The sequence below is a fragment of the Stenotrophomonas sp. STEN038 genome (genome assembly GCF_056759895.1).
The window spans coordinates 1-18751 of the sequence record NZ_JBRRDW010000032.1 but is presented as its reverse complement, the minus strand read 5'-3'; the positions used below and the strand labels follow the sequence as shown (position 1 = coordinate 18751).

The 18751-nt window shown below is 62.6% G+C and carries 12 protein-coding genes; 5 read left to right on the top strand and 7 right to left on the bottom strand.

The features are described from left to right. The first annotated feature begins 61 nt into the window (after positions 1-61). From ACVOLS_RS13780 to ACVOLS_RS13770, 3 genes are all read left to right on the top strand, one after another. Positions 62-2884, top strand: coding sequence for a TonB-dependent receptor plug domain-containing protein (locus ACVOLS_RS13780; protein WP_481546060.1), 2823 nt, complete (start codon positions 62-64; stop codon positions 2882-2884). A 91-nt stretch (positions 2885-2975) separates the two neighbouring features. Further along, positions 2976-4979: an alpha/beta hydrolase family protein gene (locus tag ACVOLS_RS13775; protein WP_481546059.1), complete on the top strand. Its 2004-nt coding sequence runs from the start codon at positions 2976-2978 to the stop codon at positions 4977-4979. Between the two features lie 153 nt (positions 4980-5132). Next, positions 5133-5954: a sel1 repeat family protein gene (locus tag ACVOLS_RS13770; protein WP_481546058.1), complete on the top strand. Its 822-nt coding sequence runs from the start codon at positions 5133-5135 to the stop codon at positions 5952-5954. Between the two features lie 27 nt (positions 5955-5981). On the opposite strand, the gene ACVOLS_RS13765 is transcribed toward ACVOLS_RS13770, so the two are convergent. After that, entirely contained in the window at positions 5982-7589 is a 1608-nt protein-coding gene (locus ACVOLS_RS13765; protein ID WP_481546057.1) for a phytoene desaturase family protein, read from the bottom strand. Between the two features lie 169 nt (positions 7590-7758). On the opposite strand from ACVOLS_RS13765, the gene ACVOLS_RS13760 reads away from it, so the two are divergent. Then, positions 7759-9858 carry a M13 family metallopeptidase gene (locus ACVOLS_RS13760; protein ID WP_481546085.1) on the top strand — a complete coding sequence of 700 codons (2100 nt, stop codon included), beginning with the start codon at positions 7759-7761 and terminating at the stop codon, positions 9856-9858. Positions 9859-10140: 282 nt separating this feature from the next. Beyond that, positions 10141-12150 (top strand): M13 family metallopeptidase, encoded by a 2010-nt coding sequence (locus ACVOLS_RS13755; protein WP_481546056.1) that lies wholly within the window; start codon positions 10141-10143, stop codon positions 12148-12150. A gap of 270 nt (positions 12151-12420) precedes the next feature. Here ACVOLS_RS13755 and ACVOLS_RS13750 read toward each other — a convergent pair whose 3' ends face one another. From ACVOLS_RS13750 to ACVOLS_RS13725, 6 genes are all read right to left on the bottom strand, one after another. After that, positions 12421-13065: a rhomboid family intramembrane serine protease gene (locus ACVOLS_RS13750; protein WP_282272667.1), complete on the bottom strand. Its 645-nt coding sequence runs from the start codon at positions 13063-13065 to the stop codon at positions 12421-12423. A gap of 41 nt (positions 13066-13106) precedes the next feature. Beyond that, a complete protein-coding gene (locus ACVOLS_RS13745; RefSeq protein WP_481546055.1) occupies positions 13107-13553 on the bottom strand; it encodes an MGMT family protein in 447 nt (148 codons plus the stop codon). Further along, positions 13448-14404, bottom strand: coding sequence for a DMT family transporter (locus tag ACVOLS_RS13740; RefSeq protein WP_481546054.1), 957 nt, complete (start codon positions 14402-14404; stop codon positions 13448-13450). Before ACVOLS_RS13740 ends, ACVOLS_RS13745 begins: the two co-directional genes overlap by 106 nt. Positions 14405-14735: 331 nt before the next feature. Next, positions 14736-16088, bottom strand: coding sequence for a glutathione-disulfide reductase (gene gorA, locus ACVOLS_RS13735; RefSeq protein WP_481546053.1), 1353 nt, complete (start codon positions 16086-16088; stop codon positions 14736-14738). After that, complete coding sequence (locus ACVOLS_RS13730) at positions 16085-17335, bottom strand: NAD(P)/FAD-dependent oxidoreductase (RefSeq protein WP_481546052.1); 1251 nt, start codon at positions 17333-17335, stop codon at positions 16085-16087. Before ACVOLS_RS13730 ends, gorA begins: the two co-directional genes overlap by 4 nt. Positions 17336-17361: 26 nt before the next feature. Further along, positions 17362-18558, bottom strand: coding sequence for a DUF418 domain-containing protein (locus ACVOLS_RS13725; protein WP_481546051.1), 1197 nt, complete (start codon positions 18556-18558; stop codon positions 17362-17364). Positions 18559-18751: the final 193 nt, after the last annotated feature.

Sequence of the window (18751 nt, the reverse complement as noted above, 5' to 3'; positions counted from 1 at the left end):
AAATAGCCCTTTCGTCAGCATGGTTGTGAAAGGGATACCTCATTCGTTTTAGGGGAAATGCATGGCGATTCGTAGTCCGCTCATCCGTCATCCGTTGAGCTTCGCACTGGTGTCCGCGATGGCACTGACCATTACCGCGCAGGCTCATGCTCAGGAAGCCGAGCCTCAGCCTGGTCACGAGGTGACCAACAAGAACGCGACCAACCTGGACAAGGTCACCGTCACCGGCTCGCGCATCAAGCGCGCTGAAGTCGAGGGTCCGGCACCCGTAACTGTCATCACTTCCGCCCAGATCGAGCGCGAAGGCTTCACCACCGTTTTCGACGCTTTGAACACACTGACCCAGGCCAGCGGCTCCACCCAGAACGAAATCTTCCAGGGTGGCTTCACACCGAACGCCAGCGTCATCAATCTCCGTGGCCTCGGCCCGGGCCGCACCTTGCTGCTGATCAATGGTCGTCGTGCTGCTGACTATCCATTGCCGTACAACGGCCAGAGCAACTTCGCCAATTTCGGCAATATCCCAGCTGCAGCCGTCGAACGTATTGAACTGTTGGCCGGCGGCGCATCTGCCATCTATGGTTCCGACGCTGTCGCAGGTGTGGTCAATATCGTCCTGAAGACCAATTTCGAAGGCGATCTGTTTAAGGTCAAGGGTTCCACAACCACCGACGGCGGCCGTGATCGCGCCGACTTGCAGTGGATCGGCGGCAAGACCGGCGACAAGTGGAGCCTCACCTACGCAGTTGAATATTTTAATTCCGAGCCACTGCACGCGTATCAGCGTGACTTCATGGACTCGCTGCTGGACAACCCGTTGCCGCCGGACTTCGTCGGCATCCAGCCCACCGGGACCATGCGTGTTCGTGACCGCACAAAGAGCGCGAACAGCTACATCGCACCGCCGCCTGGCGCCTGCGAGCAGATGGGCGATGAGTGGGTGCGCCACAACTATCGCTCAGCCAACGCAGCCGGCACGATCACCAACCTTGGCCAGGCTTGCGGCAGCTACAAGGATGTTGGCTACCAGACGATCAGCAATGGCAACAACGACATCTCGGCGTACCTGTATGGCACGTTCGACTTCGATAGCGGCGTGCAAGCATGGGCAAGCCTCCAGACCTACTGGTCGCGCGCCAAGTACACTGGCGGCACCCAGTTCTGGGGCGGTCCCACCGTCGGCGGCCTCTGGTACGACCAAGGTCTTGGCACCATCGTCGACGCGCAGCGCATTTTCACGCCGATGGAAGCCGGCGGCCTGAACAACCTGATGAGCAAGAATGACGAAAAGTCCTATGATCTTGCAGTTGGCTTCAAGGGCAGCTTTGCCGACCGCTTCGACTGGGATGCGACCGTGTCCCGTGCCGAGTACCGCATCAAGGTCGAATCTCCGCGTTTGGTCGCCTCGAAGGTCAATGACTGGTTCCTCGGCCCACGCCTAGGCACACGTAGCGGCTACGCGGTCTACGATCTGAATGAAGCTCATTACTACAGCGCGTTGACGCCGGAACAGTTCGCGTCGATGAGCACGACCCTGAAGACCGACGCCAAGTCCTATGTGAACCAAGGCAACTTCGTGGTCTCGGGCGACCTGTTCGAGCTACCAGCCGGCCCGCTTGGCTTCGCGGCCATCGTGGAAGCATCCCAGCAGGAGTACAAGCTGAACGAAGATAAGCGCATCCTGCCGGACTACACTGGTGCTGACCGCCCCTACAACCGCACCGGCACCGGTGGCGGTGGCAAGCGTGACCGTTATGCGACCGGCGTTGAACTGTCCATCCCGATCTTCGACAGCCTCAAGGCCAGCCTCGCAGGCCGCCTCGACAAGTACGACGACGTGACTTCGGTGGATGACGCCCGCACCTGGAACGCCGGCCTCGAATGGCGTCCGTTCTCGAACCTGCTCGTGCGCGGTTCCTACGCCACCAGCTTCCGCGCCCCGGACATGCACTATGTATTCGCCGAGCGCAGCGGTTCATTCAGCTCAGTCCTCGACGTGCGTCGTTGCCTTGAAAGCGGCCGCGTCGCAGCGCAGTGCACCAGCTCGGACATCACTACCAACTACACCGCCTTCGGCGTGCGCCAAGGCACCAAGGACCTGAGCGAAGAAACAGGCAAGTCCTGGACGGCCGGTTTCGTGTGGGACATCATCGACGGCCTTTCGGTCAGCGCTGACTACTACCACATCGAACTGGAAGACGTGGTCTCGGACATCACCTCCGCGTACATTCTGGAAGGTGAAGCCGGCTGCATCACCGGCAAGACCCGCAACGGCCAGCCGTTCACGCTGGGCGCACCAGGCTCGGCCTTCTGCAACGACATGCTCTCGCGCGTTTCCCGCCTCAGCGCCCCGGGCACCCCGAACGACGGCCAGATCACGGAGATCCGTCGCGGTCCAATCAACCGCGCGGTCCTCGGCACCAAGGGCATCGACGCCACCCTGGACTACAGGCTGGATACCGACCGCCTGGGCGACTTCCGTGTCCAGCTTGGCTGGTCGCACACCCTCGGCCAGACGTCCGCCCAGTTCAAGAACGACCCGGTGCTGGACTACCGCGACGACCTGGGCAACTTCGACTTCCGCAGCCGCATCCGCGCAACCGGTACGTGGCAGCGGGACGACTGGCAGGCCGCACTCTTCATGGTCCGCTACGGCAGCTTGCCGAACTGGCAGGAAACCGGCCGCATCGCTCCGTACTTCATCTGGAACGGCAGCATCGGCAAGAAGATCACCGAGAAGGCGCAGGTCAACCTGTACGTCAACAACATCTTTGACAACCACCACCCGAAGGACGATGGCTTCAACACCTATCCGTACTTCTGGCGCGCCTATGACGCAGTGGGACGCGAGATCGCTGTTGAGTTCCAGTACCGGTTCCGTTGATTGAGCGTGTGATCCAAGCAGAATGGCCCGGGTACTCCCGGGCCATTCTGTTGATGACCCAGTGTTTCGATATCTGACAAGGAAATCCCCGATGAAATCATGCCTGGCAGCAGCCATCCTGCTTGCGCTTTCCGTTCCGGCAGCCTCCGCGGCGCCAACGGCCGCCGTCCCGTCCATACGCGACTTCGTCTCGCACTCCGCCTACGGCACGGCCAAGATTTCCCCGGATGGCCGTTACATCGCCATAACCGTGGATCGTGGTGAACAGGACGTGCTCACCGTATTGAGAACTTCCGACCTCAAGATCGTGAAGGTAAATCAGCTCCCCGACCAGAAAAGCGTTGGCAGTTTCTATTGGACCAGCCCCGAACGCCTGATGTTCAACGCCGTGAAGAAGATGGGCGGCTACGCAGCCCCCTTCTCAACCGGCGAATGGTTTGCCGTGAATGCAGACGGTTCGCAGCCCAGACCGCTTATCTTCTACGGCACCCGTGATGCCACGCAACGCGGAAAGACCGTTGGTTCGGAGCGTTTCAGCCTGCTCGACACGCTGAAAAATGACGACCAGAACGTCATCATGCAGGTGACAAGCCCGCGTTCCTCCGAAGGCGTCGGCACAGAAGTCGTGCGCATGGACACACTGAGCGGGCGCCGCACCAGCATGGCGCGCGCACCGAAAGAGAACTGCAACATCACGCTGGATGCCGCCAAAGAACCACAGTTCGCGATCTGTTCCACCAGCAAGGGTGAAGACGGCGAGTACGACGAGCGCACCGAGCTCTACCGCCGTGATGCGGGCAACTGGACCTTGGTCAATGCATCCAAATCGGATGGTAACCACCTGGACATCCTGCGTTCCACCCCGGATGGCACGATCTATGCAAGCCGGGATGATGGGCGTTTACCGGCGGCAGTGGGAACACTGAACCCCACTACGGGAGACTTCACGGTTCTTCATCAGGATCCGGTTGCGGAAGTCTCCGACATGATCTGGTCAACGGACGATACGACACTCATCGGCGTAGTCACCGAGGCTGGTGCACCCAAAGTCTCCCTCCTCAATGAGGAGCACCCGGATGCCGAGCTCTACGCATCTCTGGCCAACGCTTTCGAGGGGCAGATGGTGGATTTTTCCAATGCCACCGCCGATGGCAAGAAGATCATTGTCAATGTCTACAGTGACACAAATCCCTCAGAGCTCTACCTGTTCGATCGCGACTCCGGTAAGGCACGTTTTCTCATGAAACAGCGACCACAGCTGGCGTCTGCCCAGCTTGCCTCGGTCAAGCCATTCTCGTTCACCTCCCGCGACGGAAAGCTCATCCATGCGTACTTGACGCTCCCGCATGGCAGCGATGGAAAAAACCTGCCTTTGATCGTCAATCCGCATGGCGGTCCAATCGGGCCACGCGACAATTGGGGCTTCAATCCGGAAGCGCAGCTGTTTGCAAGTCGTGGCTACGCCACTTTGCAGATCAACTACCGCGGCTCCGGCGGCTACGGCAGGGCATTCCAGGATGCAGGCCACCAGCAATGGAGCCAGGGGATCCAGAACGACATCCTCGACGCTACACACTGGGTCATCAACAACGGATACGCCAACAAGGACCGCATCTGCATCTACGGTGGCAGTTTCGGTGGCTATTCCTCACTGATGGCACCAATCAGGGAGCCGGGCCTCTTCAAGTGCACGTTCGGCTACGTGGGTGTCTACGACATCGACATGATGTTCAAGAAAGGCGACATCCCTGAGCGTGAATCCGGCCAGCGCTTCCTGCGACGCACGCATGGCACTGACTCGAAGCTCTGGGCCGAAAGCTCGCCTGCTCGTCGGGCCGGCGAGGTGAAGATTCCCGTTTATCTCGCTGCCGGCGCACGTGACGTGCGCACTCCTCCGGAACAGACAGAGTTGATGAACAGAGCCCTGATCGCGGCAGGCAACAAGCCCGAAGGCATGATCATCCAGTCAGGCGAAATGCATGGCTTCTACGGCGAGGATGCCCGCGTGAATCTCTATACGGAAATGCTTGGCTTCTTCCAACGCCATATCGGGGACGGGAAGGTCAACGTCGGCGAGCCAACCAGCGCAAAGTAACCTCGAAGTCACATCCTCATCCGAAGCTCGTCTTTGCAAGGGAGCAGCGGGGGATCTCCCCCGCTGCTATGCCAATGACTTTCGACCATTTCTAGGCAAACCCTTCTTCGTTGACCATGTCGCCATGGCACGGACAGCACAAGGACACACATGATGCGCCAACATACCTTCGCCCGGACCTTGCTTTTGCTGGCGCTATCCAGCACTTGGCCCGTGATTGCAGCCAACCAGGTAGTGGACACGCAACCAGACGATCCAACAAAAGATCAACTGATGATCACCGCGGGGTTCCTCAACGGACATCCCGATCTTCGCTTCCGCCTGCTTGGCCTTGAGAAGCACAAGGCAGGTGACCTCGAGAAAGCTTTCCGTTTCTTCCAGAACGCTGCCTTTTACGGTGACAAGCCATCACAAGGCATGGTCGCCGAAATGCTGTGGACCGGCATGGGCACTGTCCGCGACCGCGCCTTGGCATATGCCTGGATGGACCTTGCAGCTGAACGCGGCTACGAGGGCTTCGCCGGTCTGCGAGAACGGTACTGGGCAGAGCTTCCAGAGGAGGAACGCGCGCGCGCGTTGAACCTGGGCCAGGACGTCTATGCCCGCTACGGTGATGCCGCAGCTCTGCCGCGTATTGCCAGCAAGCTCCGAAGGGAGCGCAGGAGCCTGACCGGCAGCAGGACCGGCTTTACCGGCAACGTGCGCATCATCATCCCCACCGCCACCGGCAGCACCGAGATAGATGGATCGAAGTTCTATGACGAACGCTACTGGGACCCGAGCAAGTACCAGGCATGGCAGGATTCGGTGTGGATGAAACCCCGCATTGCGACGGTAAACGTGGGCACTGTCGAGCAGGCTTCAGAAGCTCCGCAATCCACGCGCATATCAGCCGTCGAACCACTCCGGGATGTACCGGAGCCCATCGCTGGTGACGAGATGCCGCAGGTTGAAGGCAGCAGCACCAAGCCCTGACTTGAGATAACGGGGACCTCGACCGTTTCAGTGTTCAAGGTCCCCCATGATCACCTTCGCTGCATTATGCCCAGGTGCCCCGGTAACCCCGCCGCCCGGATGGGTCCCCGAGCCGCACAGATAGAGCCCCGGCAGCGCTCCCTTGTAACCCGCCTGCCCCAGCATCGGCCGCGCACTGAACAACTGGTTCAAGCTCAACGCGCCGTGGAAAATATCGCCACCGATCAAGCCGAAGGTCCGCTCCAGATCCAGCGGGCTCATGATCTGTCGGCCAAGTACTGAAGCAGCGAAACCCGGCGCGTGCTTATCGACGGTGGCGATCATCAGATCCGCGACTTCTTCGCGATGATCGTCCCAGCTGCGCCCATCTGGTAATTGTGGGGCAACGTGCTGGCAGAACAGGCTGGCCACATGCTGTCCGGGCGGCGCCAGCGAGTCATCCAGCGTACTGGGTATCAGCATCTCGACTATCGGTTCGCGCGACCAACCATATTGGCGTGCATCCAGATAGGCGCGGTCCATGTAGTCCAGGCTCGGCGCGATGATGATGCCGGCGGTCAGGTGATCACCCTGCCCCGGCAGCACGCTGAACTCAGGCAGCTGCGACAACGCCACATTCATGCGGAACGTTCCGGAGCCGCAGCGCCAGTTGGCCATGCGCTCCAACGTCGCCGCCGGTACATCGGCAGGATCGAGTAGACGCTCGTAGAGCAGCTTCGGATTGACGTTGGCAACGATGGCCTTGCCACGTAGCACCTCGCTATTCGCCAGCACCACACCTATCGCGCGTCCCTGCTCGACCAGTACTTTGTTTACTGCTGCATCGGTACGAATTTCAACGCCGGCTTCGACCGCCGCGCGCGCCATTGCCTGTGTGATCGCACCCATGCCACCAATCGCATGCCCCCAGGCACCTTTGACGCCGTTGCTCTCACCAAACACGTGATGCAACAACACGTAGGCAGTGCCCGGCGCATAGGGGCTGGCGTAGTTGCCGACGATGCCATCAAAGCCAAACAAGGCTTTGATCGGTGCGCTCTCAAACCAACGATCCAGGTATTCGGCAGCGGAGATGGTGAATAGATCCATCAATTCCTGTTGTAACCCGGGATCCAAGCGCTGCAGCTGTCTGCCCAATTGACCGGCCTTCCACAGCTCGGGCAGCGCACGCAGCCAACTGGTACCGCTGATATTGGGCGGTGCCTGCAGTGCCTGCGCACGCAGCACGTCGGCGAAAATCTCCAGCCGCTGTTCGTACTCGGGCAAGCGTGCCGCATCGCGCGTGGAAAAGCGCGCCACCTGCCCGGCGGTGCGCCCAGCCCCGGCCAACAGATACTCACCGTCGCCCAGCGGCAGGAAGTTGTTGAGCTTGCGCGAGACCACCCGCAGGCCGTGTCGCTCCAGCTCAAGCTCGGCGATCACCTTGGGTTGCAACAGCGACACCGTATAAGAGGCCACCGAGTTGCGGAACCCGGGATGGAACTCCTCGGTGACCGCGGCACCTCCCACCACCGCACGCCGTTCCAGTACCAAGACGCGCTTGCCGGCCTTGGCCAGATAGGTTGCGCATACCAGTCCGTTATGGCCGCCGCCGATCAGGATCGCGTCCCAGTGCTTGCTCAAGTTCTTGGTCATTGCTGCTGTATAGCATCGGCTAGTAGCCGCCGCCCATAGGAATACGCCTGCGACGACCCATTACCTTCTACACCCCTTCCTCATCGGTTTCAGGCGTATCTTCCTGCTTCGGCCCCGGACTCCGTGGCCCCACTCATGCTTTGAAACCGGCCCGGAGGCCTTTCCCGTGATCGTTCGCAAACCCCAGATTCTCCTGCTGTCGCTGGCCGTCGCCGCCGTGCTGACCGGTTGCCCCAAGCAGGAAGAGCAGTCCCCGCCAGCAGCCACCGCCGCTGCCCCGGCCGCCGCCAATGAGCTGAAGCTGGACGAGTCCAAGCTGCCGGCTTACAACGCCTTCACCGCTGCCGACCTCGATGCCAGCAAGGACGCTTGTACCGATTTCAACGGCTACGTGAACGAAAAATGGCTCAACGCCAACGAAATTCCGGCTGACCGCACCAGCTGGGGCGCCTTCACCATCCTCGACGAGCGTTCGGTGGCCGTGCAGCACCAGCTGGCCGAGCAGGCCGCGGCGATGAAGAACGCCACCGGCATCGAGAAAATTGTTGGCGACTTCTGGGCCGCCGGCATGGACGAAGCCAAGATCAACAGCCTGGGCATCACCCCGCTGAAGGCCGACCTGGCTGCGATTGACGGCCTGCAGGACACCGCCGCACTGGCCAACTACCTGCGCAGCACCGCTGCCAAGGGCGAGAACTTCCTGTTCGGCTTCGGCCCGGAAGCGGACTTCAAGAATTCGTCCATGAACATGGCCTACGCCAGCCAGGGCGGCCTGGGCCTGCCGGACACCACCTATTACACCGACGCCAGCAAGGCCGACAAGCTCAACGCCTACAAGGCCCACGTGGCCAAGGTGCTGGAGCTGAGCGGCGTGGCCGCAGCCGACGCCGCCAAGCAGGCCGAGGAAGTGGTCAAGTTTGAAACCCGCCTGGCCAAGGCCTCCAAGTCCAGCGTCGAACTGTCGCGCGACGTCTCGCTGTATTACAACCCGGTCAGCGTGGCCGATGCCGACAAGCTGACCCCGAACTTCAGCTGGACCGCGTTCTTCCAGGCGCAGGGTGTTGCCGCACCGGAGAAATTCTCGCTGGCGATGCCCGCCTTCCACGCGGAAGTGAGCAAGATGCTGGCCGACACCGATCCGGCAGCCTGGCGTGCCTACCTGCGCTTCCACACCGTGGACGGCGCAGCACCGTACCTGAGCAACGAGTTCGTGCAGGAGAACTACGCGTTCTACGGCAAGGAACTGAACGGCCAGAAGGAAATCAAGCCGCGCTGGAAGCAGGTCCTGGGCACCATTGAAAACGATGCCGGCGATGCTTTCGGCCAGATGTACGTCAAGGTCGCCTTCTCGCCTGAGTCCAAGGCCAAGATGGAAGAATTGGTCAAGAACCTGGCCAGCGCGCTGAAGGACCGCATCCAGAACCTGACCTGGATGAGCGACGAAACCAAGGCCAAGGCCATCGCCAAGTGGGAGACCTTCACCCCGAAGATCGGATACCCGGACAAGTGGCGTGACTGGAGCGGCCTGAGCACCACCCACGATGACTATCTGGGCAACGTCCGCGCTGCCAATGCCTTCAATTACAAGTGGGCATTGGCCAAGATCGGCCAGCCGGTGGACAAGACCGAGTGGGGCATGACCCCGCAGACCGTCAACGCCTACTACAACCCGCTGCAGAACGAGATCGTGTTCCCGGCCGCCATCCTGCAGCCGCCGTTCTTCGACGTGAACGCCGACGACGCGCTGAACTACGGTGGTATCGGTGCCGTGATCGGCCACGAAATGACCCACGGTTACGACGACCAAGGCAGCCGCTTCGGCCCGACCGGCAACTTCGAGAACTGGTGGACGCCGGCTGACGCCAAGGGCTTTGAAGGCCTGACCGGCAAGCTGGTCAAGCAGTTCAATGAGTACAAGGTGGGCGACCAGCAGGTCAATGGCACGCTGACCCTGGGCGAGAACATCGCCGACCTGGGCGGCCTGGCCACGGCATACGACGCCCTGCAGAAGGCTTCGGCCGGCAAGGAAGACGCAAAGGTTGATGGCTTCAGCCGCGACCAGCGCTTCTTCTTCAACTGGGCCACCGTGTGGCGCACCAAGTACACCGCCGAGAACGCCAAGGTCCGCCTGGCCACCGACTCGCACGCCCCGGCACAGTTCCGTGCCATGGGTGCGCCGTCGAACCTGCCGACCTTCGCCGCGGCGTTCCAGTGCAAGGCCGGTTCGCCGATGGTCCGTGCTGGCGACAAGCAGGTTGTGATCTGGTAATCGCTGCCCTGCAGTGAGACCCGAAGAAGGCCCGGCATTGCCGGGCCTTCTTCTTTTTTTGTCGGAGCGGCGTAAGCCGCGAAGCCGACCAAACCCAAAGCGCCACGAGTCAACGCAATCCAGTCAATGCCAGCCGCATCATCTGCCGTGGCTTCGCGGCTAACGCCGCTCCTACAAGCACCAGCTTTGATGCAGTACCCAATTCCGTGCCCTGCCCCGGCACCAATCCGCCGCCAGCTTGTTAAACTCCGCCCACTTTGTCCTTCTGCGGATATGCACCACATGCCCAACGTTCGCCCACTTACCCTGGCCCTGACCTTCTCCCTGGTGACCATGCTGTCCGCCAACGATGCGCAGGCCGCCCGCAAAAAACCTGCGGCTCGGGCACCGGCAGTGAGCGCGGCCTGTACGGACTTCTACGAAACCACCAACGGCAACTGGCTCAAGGCCAACCCGGTGCCGCAGACCGGCGCGATCAGCGCCCTCGGCACCTTGGCGGACAACACCCGCACCCAGCAGCGCCAATTGCTGGATGGCGCGATGACCGCACCGCAGGGCAATGTGCAGAAGCTGCTCGGCGACTTCTGGGCCAGCGGCCTGGATGAAGCCGCGGTCGAAGCCGACGGCTCCAAGCCGATCGCACCGCTACTGACCCGCATCAACGCCATCAAGAAGGCCAAGGACATCCCGGCCTCGATCGCCGCACTGCATCAGGTCGGCATCCCGGTGGCCTTCAACTTCGCCCCGGACGTGGACCTGAAGGCGCTGGACCGCCACATCGGTTACTTCATGCAGGGCGGCACCGGCCTGCCGGACCCGGCGTTCTACACCCGCACCGATGCCGACACCGTCGCACTGATGGGCCGCTACCGCGGCTATGTGAAGCAGATCCTGGCGCTGACCGGCACCCCGGCGGCGCAGCTTGATGCCGAATCGGCGCTGGTCATCCAGCTGGAAACCGAACTGGCACGCAGCGCGCACTCGGTCGCCGACATCAACAACCCGTTCAACAACTACGCGCCGGTCTCCACCAAGGACCTCAACAGCCGCTACCGCAACCTGCAGCTGGATGCCTTCTTGAAGGCGCAGGGCGTGAACGACGATCTGGTGTCGCTGGCCGACCCGGCGCTGTTCCAGCAGCTCAATGGCATGGTCAGCCGCCTGCCAGCCAACCAGTGGAAGGCGTACCTGCGTTGGCGCGTGGGTGATTCGATGGCGCCGTACCTGTCCAAGGCCTACCGCGACGCCGAGTTCGAATTCCGCGGCCGCGTGCTGCGTGGCCAGATCATCGCGCCATCGCGCCCGGACGCCGTGCTCGATGCCATCAACGTGGCCGCCGGCCCGATGCTGGGCCACGAATACGCCAACACCTATCTCAACCGCGACACCCGCCGCCAGGCCGGTGTGATGGTCGACCAGATCCGCGAAGCACAGATCGCAGCGGTCAAGCGCAGCAGCTGGCTCAGTGCCGAGGCCAAGACCGAAGCCGAAGCCAAGCTGGCCGCGATGAAGATCGAGATCGGCACCCCGCTGCGCGATCTGGACTACACCGTGCAGCCGATGGGTCGCGGCAGCTTCGGCGGCAACATCCTGATCGCTTCCACCTGGCGCCACGCCCAGGAAATGAAGCGCATCGGCAAGGGCAACGCCGACCGTCGCTGGGACGTGCTGCCGCAGCAGCCGTCGATCGCCTATGACATCGCCCAGAACCGCCTGATCGTGACTGCTGCAGCGCTGCAGGGCCCGATCTTTGCCGGCAACGCCAGCAATGCCGAGAAGTTCGGCGCCTTCGGTGGCCTGGTCGCGCATGAAGTCAGCCGTGCCATCGACGTCAAGGGCGCCATGATCGACGCCAAGGGCGAGCTGCGCAGCTGGTGGACGCCTGCCGACAAGAGCGTCTGGACCCTGCTCGGCAACCGTGTCGCCGCGCAGTACAGCGCTTACCCGTTCCCGGGCGTCAAGGATGCCAAGGTCAACGGCGAGCTGACCCGCGACGAGAACATGGCGGACCTGTCGGGCATGGAAATCGCACTGGAGGCTTTCACTGCCGCCCAGGCCGACGCCAAGCCGGCCGACAAGCAGGACTTCTTCAAGGGCTGGACCAGCCTGTGGGCACAGCAGCTCTCGCCGAACGAAGCCGTCCAGCGCCTGCGTACCGACGTGCGCGCACCGGGTCGCTGGCGCAGCAATGCACCGCTGTCCAACCTGCCGGCATTTGGTGCCAGCTTCAGCTGCAAGCCGGGCCAGCCGATGCAGCGCACCGACGCCGAGCAGATCAGGATCTGGCGTTGATGCCTTGCTGAAGAAGAAAGCCGCGGATTCCGCGGCTTTTTTTTTGTTTTTGTAGAGCCGAGCCACGCTCGGCTGAGGCTTTACCGGTGATGCACCGTTGCCGAGCATGGCTCGGCACTACATCTTTGGGCTTTATCGGTAGTGCCTCTGCCGAGCATGGCTCGGCACTACTGCTTGAGCCCCTCTCCCGCTCGCGGGAGAGGGGTTGGGGTGAGGGCTGCTTTGCGCAGGTAAAGCCTCTGACGAGCACTGCTCGGCACTACGGTCTTGTTATTTGACGCGGCGCAGATGCGGGCCACGCTTGTTGAACGGCGGCTGCCCGCGCCAGTAGCGGATCAGCAACCAGCCAAACAACATGCCGCCGAGATGGGCGAAGTGAGCCACGCCCGGCTGCCAGCCGGTGAAACCCAGCAGCAGTTCAATCGCACCGAACACGATGACAAAGGTACGCGCCTTCATCGGGATCGGCGGGAACAACAGCACCACCCGCTGGTTCGGGAACAACATGCCGTAGGCCAGCAGCAGGCCGAACACGCCGCCAGAGGCACCCAGCACCGGGTTGTACTCACCTGCAAAGGCAGCCACCAGCAGCTGGCAGAGGCCGGCACCGACCACACAGACCATGTAATAGGTCAGGAAGCGCTTCTCGCCCCAGGTCGCCTCCAACGGCGCACCAAACATGAAAAGCGCCAGCATGTTGAAGAACAGATGACCGAAGCTGCCATGCAGGAAGCCGTAGCTCAGCAGCTGCCACGGCTCGAAACCCGGCGAATCGCTGAAGACCTGCTGCGAACCCAAAGGCCACAGCATCAACTGGGTGAAGATACCCGCCGTCTGCGGAAGCTGCTGCAGCAGGAACAGGACGACGTTGGCGATCAGCAACGTCTGGGTGATCTTGGGTAGGCGCGGGAACATGGTGGCATCCGGGGAAACTGGCTACATCATAGCCGCAGCGGCTAGCCCGGGCCCCAGATCGCCTCGTCCAGGCTGCGCGGCGGTTTGGGCCGCTTCACCCTGCCGTTCTCCACCACCACGCCTTCGGCCCGCAACCGCTGGCTCTGCTCGCGCCAACCGCGTGAACCCTCGGGCATGGCGATGCGTCCGTCAGAGCGCAGCACCCGGTACCAAGGCAGCTCCGGGTCCTCATTGTTGCCCAGCAGACGTGCGACCAGCCGTGCACGACCGGGCAATCCGGCCTTGGCCGCCACTTCGCCATAGCCCATCACCTGTCCGCGTGGGATGGTGCGAATCGCCTCAAGGATGCGCGCATGGCCGGCGGCGGCACTGGCCTCAGCACTCATCGCTTCTTCTTCGCCACGCCGCTGCCCACCAGCAGCACGCCGAACAGCACCAGCACCGTCCCGGCGCTTTGCCAAATGCCCATCGGTTCGTCGAGCAGCCATACGCTGAGCACAATCGTGGAAACCGGCCCCAGCATACTCACCTGCGCGGCCAGCGAGGAACCAATCCGCTTGACCCCGATCATGATCGCCAACACCGGCAGGACGGTGCACACCGTGCCGTTGAGCAGCGACAGCCAATACACCGGCGGCGCGTACTTCCACAACGCATCCCAAGGCTGGAACAGCAGGTACTGACCGATGCACAGCACGCAGGCCACCATGCTGGCGTAGGCAGTCAGGCGCACCGCGCCAATCCGCGCCACGGCCTGGCCACTGCCGAACAGGTACACCGCATAGCTCAGCGCACTGGCGAACACCAGGGCCGAGCCGATCAGGGTACGCCGGCCTTCAAGCTGGATGTCATGGCCGAAGGCCAGCAACACGCCGAGATAACTGACCAGCAAAGCCGCCACCTGGATGCGCGTGGGCCGTTGCTTGAGCACCACCAGCGCGATCAGCACCAACAGCGTGGGGCTGAGATACAGGATCAATCGCTCCAGCGTAGCGCTGATGTACTGCAGACCGAGGAAATCCAGATAGCTCGACAGGTAGTAGCCACTGAAGCCGAGCAGCAACACCCGCCAACGATCACCGACCGACAGCGGCTGCGCGTGCCGTGCCGCCCACATGCCCATGGCGATGAAGAACGGAAACGCGATCATCATCCGCAGTGCAAGCAAGGCGGTGGCATCGGCGCCATGCCGGTAGGCGAGCTTGACGATCACCGCCTTGCCCGATGCTGCGATCGCACCGGTGGCCGCCAGTAGTAGACCGCTGATCAACAGGCGGCGCGAGTTGGTGGGCAATGTTGGCGCAGCCACGGTGGGCTCGCGCGCGCTTGAAGCAGTCACGGTATTACGGCATCCGGGGGAGATGGCTTTCTATTATGGGCGCTGCGGGATCTGGGCGTGGCTGCTGGGTAGGACCAGGGTTTTCACCGGAGTAGAAGCAAGATCAACTTCACCCCTCCCCAACCCGCCCGGCCCGAAGGCCTGGCCTTCGGTCGTTCATCAGGCCGCGCGCCAGTGGCGCGCAAGCAGGCCTTCTTCACCCCCTTGCCTACGGCAAAGGGAGGGAGCAAACGCATTGCCCGCAACTACAGGACCAGCCTCCTCCCTTGCGCGCAGCGCAGGGGAGGATCGAGGAGGGGTGCCTTTGCGCTGTTGTTGCTGCCCACCAACCTCAACGCATCAGAACCACTTCCTCAGCCGAGGTTGGATGGATGGCCACCGTCTCCTCCATCTGCCTGCGCGTCACACCAGCCTTCACCGCCACAGCAAATCCCTGCAGGATTTCGTCGGCGCCCTCGCCCAGCAGATGGATGCCAACCACCTTTTCATCCTCACCAGCACAAACCATCTTGAACAGGCTGCGTACCTCACCCTGCCCCAGCGCCTGCAGCATCGGCCGGAAGCGGCTGTAATACGTGCTCACCTTGCCAAACCGCTTGCAGGCCACTTCCTCGCTCAGGCCGACACTGCCCAGCGGCGGATGCGCGAACACAACACTGGGGACGTTCTCGTAATCGAGCCTGGCCTCCTGATGCCCGCCCAGCACGCGATCCATCAGCCTGCGCGCGGCGGCAATCGCGACCGGCGTCAGGGTCACCCGGCCAGTAACGTCGCCAACCGCATAGATGCCCGGCACCGAGGTGTTCTGGTAATCATCAACTTCGATCTGCCCCTTCTCACCCAGCTTCACGCCAGCCTGCTCCAAGCCCAGCCCGCGTGTATTCGGGCCGCGCCCGGTGGCAAAAAGCACCGTATCGAACACGGCCTGTTCCGGGCCGTTGTGCAGCTGCGCGAGGATCTGTTGCTGCTGCCGCTGCAGTGCCTCCACCTTGCAGCCGAAGTGCAGCTCCACGCCCTGCAGGCGCAGGTTTTCTGCCAGCTGGTCCGACACTTCCGCATCGAACTTATCCAGCAGGCGCTGGCCGCGTACCAGCAAGGCAACCTCGCTCCCCAGGGCGCGCAGTACGCCGGCAAGTTCCACCGCGATATAACCGCCGCCTATCAAGGCGACCCGATCCGGCCGTGCCTGCAGCGCAAAGAAATCATCCGATACACCACCCAACTCTGCCCCCGGCAACTCGGGTTTGAGCGGATGCGCGCCAGTGGCGATGACGATGTGCTCGGCGTGGAACTGGGTGCCGTCCTCGCACTGCACCGTATGCGCATCGATCAGATGCCCGCGATTGCTGATCCGCACAACGCCGGTTTCATCCAACCGCTTCTGATAGCTGGCGTGGATATTGGCGATGTACTGCTGGCGCCGATCCAACAGGGTCGACCATGCCAACACCGGCTCAGCAGGCACATCGAAACCGATACGCCGTGCCAGCCCGATGCGCTCGGCCAGATCCGCGGCCAGCCACATCGCCTTCTTCGGCACGCAACCCACGTTGACGCAGGTGCCCCCCAACGGCGCTGGTTCCAGCATTGCCACCTTGGCCCCATACGATGCGGCGCGGAAAGCGGCAGCCAAACCGCCCGAACCGCCACCCAGCACCACCACGTCGTAGTTGCGCGCACTCATTGGAAACGCTCCACGCGATACGGCGCAGGATCGATTGCAGGCGCTTGCCCGGTTATCAAATCAGCCATCAGTTGTCCGCTCCCACTGCTCATACTGATGCCGAGCATGCCATGACCCGCCGCTAGCCAGACGTGAGCATGCAAGGGTGAGCGCCCCAGTATCGGCATGTCATCCCAGGTCATCGGCCGCCAGCCATACCAGCGCTCATGGATGACCTCGCCGATTGGCTGGCGCAGATACTGCCGCGCCGCCTGCTCCAGTGCCTGCAGACGGGTTGCATTCAAACGCCGGTCCTGTCCGGAAAATTCCATCGTGCCACCCAGACGCATCTGCTCCGCCCAGGCGATGACAAATACCGAGCGATCCTTCAGCACCACCGGCCGACTCGGCACCTGCATCGGGCAGCTGCCAGTGAGGGAGTAGCCCTTGCCTGCCTGGATCGGGATGCGCAGCCCCAACTTGGCGGCCAGCCGTGGTGACCACGCACCGGTCGCCAATACCAGTTCAGCGGCATTGCGGGTACCCCGATTGGTCTGCACGCGCACGCCCTGCCCGTGCGGTTCGAATGATTCCACCGCACAGTATTCTTCGATCAGCACGCCGCGCGCACGCAGCACCCGCCCCAGCTCGGCGGTGTAGCGGTCCGGGCGCAGACTGGCATCGCCCGGGAAACGGATCGCACCGACCACGCCATCATTGAAGGCGGGCTCAGCACGAACATAATCGCTGCCATCGATGATCTCGGTGGCGATACCAAGGTCTGCCAAAGCGCCGCATTCGGCCGCGTGGGTGTCGAAGTTGCGTTGCTCACGGAACACATTATCCAAGCCCTTTTCGGCGAACTCGCAATCCAGCTGGTAGCGCTGCACCCAATCGGCCAGACGTTGACGAGAGTCGTTCAACAATGCGGCACGCCCTTGCGCGCTGCGCAGGCAGTCCTGTCGATTGCAACGCGCAGCGAACTTCAGCAGCCAATGCCAAAGAGCAGGATCAAAACGCGGCGGAATGTACAGCGGCGCCTGCGGCGACAGCATCCAACGCAATGCGCGCATCGGCACACCCGGCGCCGCCAGCGGCGGTGCGTGACTGGGGGTGACGGTGCCGCAGTTGCCGTGTGACGTCGCGCCGCCGAGTTTGCCGGCGTCAATCACCCGCACCTGCCGTCCCGCTTCGGAAAGCGCCAACGCGGTGGCCAGGCCGGTGGCACCGGCGCCAACAACAAGAACATCGTCTTCGGGGCAATTCACCCGGCTATGTTAGTGCCGCGAATGCATCAGCGCCGCAGTGGTGGCAATTGCAAGTATGTGAACGCCCGCCACAGCCACTCCACCGGGCCGTACTGGAAACGCCGCAGCCATAGCTGGCTGAGCAGTACCTGCACCGCGAACAGGCCCACGGCAAACAGCAGCTGCGACGCACGCCCCATCTGTTCGAACCAACCCAAACCATAGCCGTAGAAAACCAGGGTGCAGACCAGCGACTGCCCCAGGTAGTTACTCAAGGCCATGCGGCCAGCCGGCGCCAGCCATTGCAGATGCCGACTCCAGCGCACGCCCCACGCGAGGTAGCCCAGGCACATCAGCAAACCGGCGACTGCAGTCAACGCGTAGGCGCCCACGCTGCGCATGGTGAATTGCCCCGGAGCGTTGTACGGCAGCACCCAAACGCCCAGCAACATCACCGCCAGGCCAATCGGCAGCAGCAACCAGCGCAAGCCGGCCCACAACCGCGGATAACGGCCTGGCTCGGCGATGGCGCCACTGCGCGCGAACCATGCGCCGATCAGGAACATACCGAGCACCTGCGGGCCGACAACCAGCAACGCCCCCAGGGAAGCGAAGACGTCACGCAGACGTTGCGCGACCGCCTGCAGGTAGCTGCCATGCCCGTACGCCTGCCGCTGTGCTTCGATTGCGTTTGCAGCGGCTGAGGCCTGCGCGCTGGCAGCATCGGCCGGTACGAACTGCATCAAGGCGCCCAGCATCAACATCAGTACAGCTGCGCCCAGATAGGCCATCGTCCCCAGCGCGGGCAACCAGCTGCGCGGCGCCTCTCGGAAGGCCAGCAATACCAAAGACAGCAGCGCGTAGGCGACCAGAATGTCACCGGACCACAACAGCAGCGCATGCAGCACGCCGATGATCAGCAAGCCCAGGCTGCGGCGCAGGTAGAAACGGGTGAAGTCACGGCCCGCAATGGCAGCCCGCTGCGCCATCACTGCGAAGCCGGCACCGAACAGCAACGAGAACAAGGTGAAGAACTTGCCTTGCACGAAGATGTAGACAAAAGCATCGGCCCAGTAATCCCGGCCCAGCCAATGCGGATCGATACCGGTGAACGACAGGTCCATCGGCCCGCTGAAGGCCTCCATGTTCATCAGCAGAATGCCGAACAGGGCAAAACCGCGCAGCACATCCAAGCTGGCAATGCGTTCATTCACTGCCACAGGCTGGAAAGCAGAAGTAGACAACGGCGACGTCCCTCGGCGACAAGTGCGCGATTAGAGCACGCAAACCAATGTAGTGCCGAGCCATGCTCGGCAGGGCTTGCCCAGCGACCTGTAGTGGGGGGCCGCGCGCCCGCCGCGGGGGGGGCAAGGCCGGCGACTGTGGTGGCGGCGGGGGCCGGGGGGGGGGGCGGCGGGGGGAAGGGGAACAGCGACA

Excerpts from the sequence above, each read along its gene's own strand:
- ACVOLS_RS13780 (WP_481546060.1), top strand. The coding sequence starts at position 62 with ATGGCGATTCGTAGTCCGCTCATCCGTCATCCGTTGAGCTTCGCACTG.
- ACVOLS_RS13775 (WP_481546059.1), top strand. The coding sequence starts at position 2,976 with ATGAAATCATGCCTGGCAGCAGCCATCCTGCTTGCGCTTTCCGTTCCG.
- ACVOLS_RS13770 (WP_481546058.1), top strand. The coding sequence starts at position 5,133 with ATGCGCCAACATACCTTCGCCCGGACCTTGCTTTTGCTGGCGCTATCC.
- ACVOLS_RS13765 (WP_481546057.1), bottom strand. The coding sequence starts at position 7,589 with ATGACCAAGAACTTGAGCAAGCACTGGGACGCGATCCTGATCGGCGGC.
- ACVOLS_RS13755 (WP_481546056.1), top strand. The coding sequence starts at position 10,141 with ATGCCCAACGTTCGCCCACTTACCCTGGCCCTGACCTTCTCCCTGGTG.
- ACVOLS_RS13750 (WP_282272667.1), bottom strand. The coding sequence starts at position 13,065 with ATGTTCCCGCGCCTACCCAAGATCACCCAGACGTTGCTGATCGCCAAC.
- ACVOLS_RS13745 (WP_481546055.1), bottom strand. The coding sequence starts at position 13,553 with ATGGCTGCTCGACGAACCGATGGGCATTTGGCAAAGCGCCGGGACGGT.
- gorA (WP_481546053.1), bottom strand. The coding sequence starts at position 16,088 with ATGAGTGCGCGCAACTACGACGTGGTGGTGCTGGGTGGCGGTTCGGGC.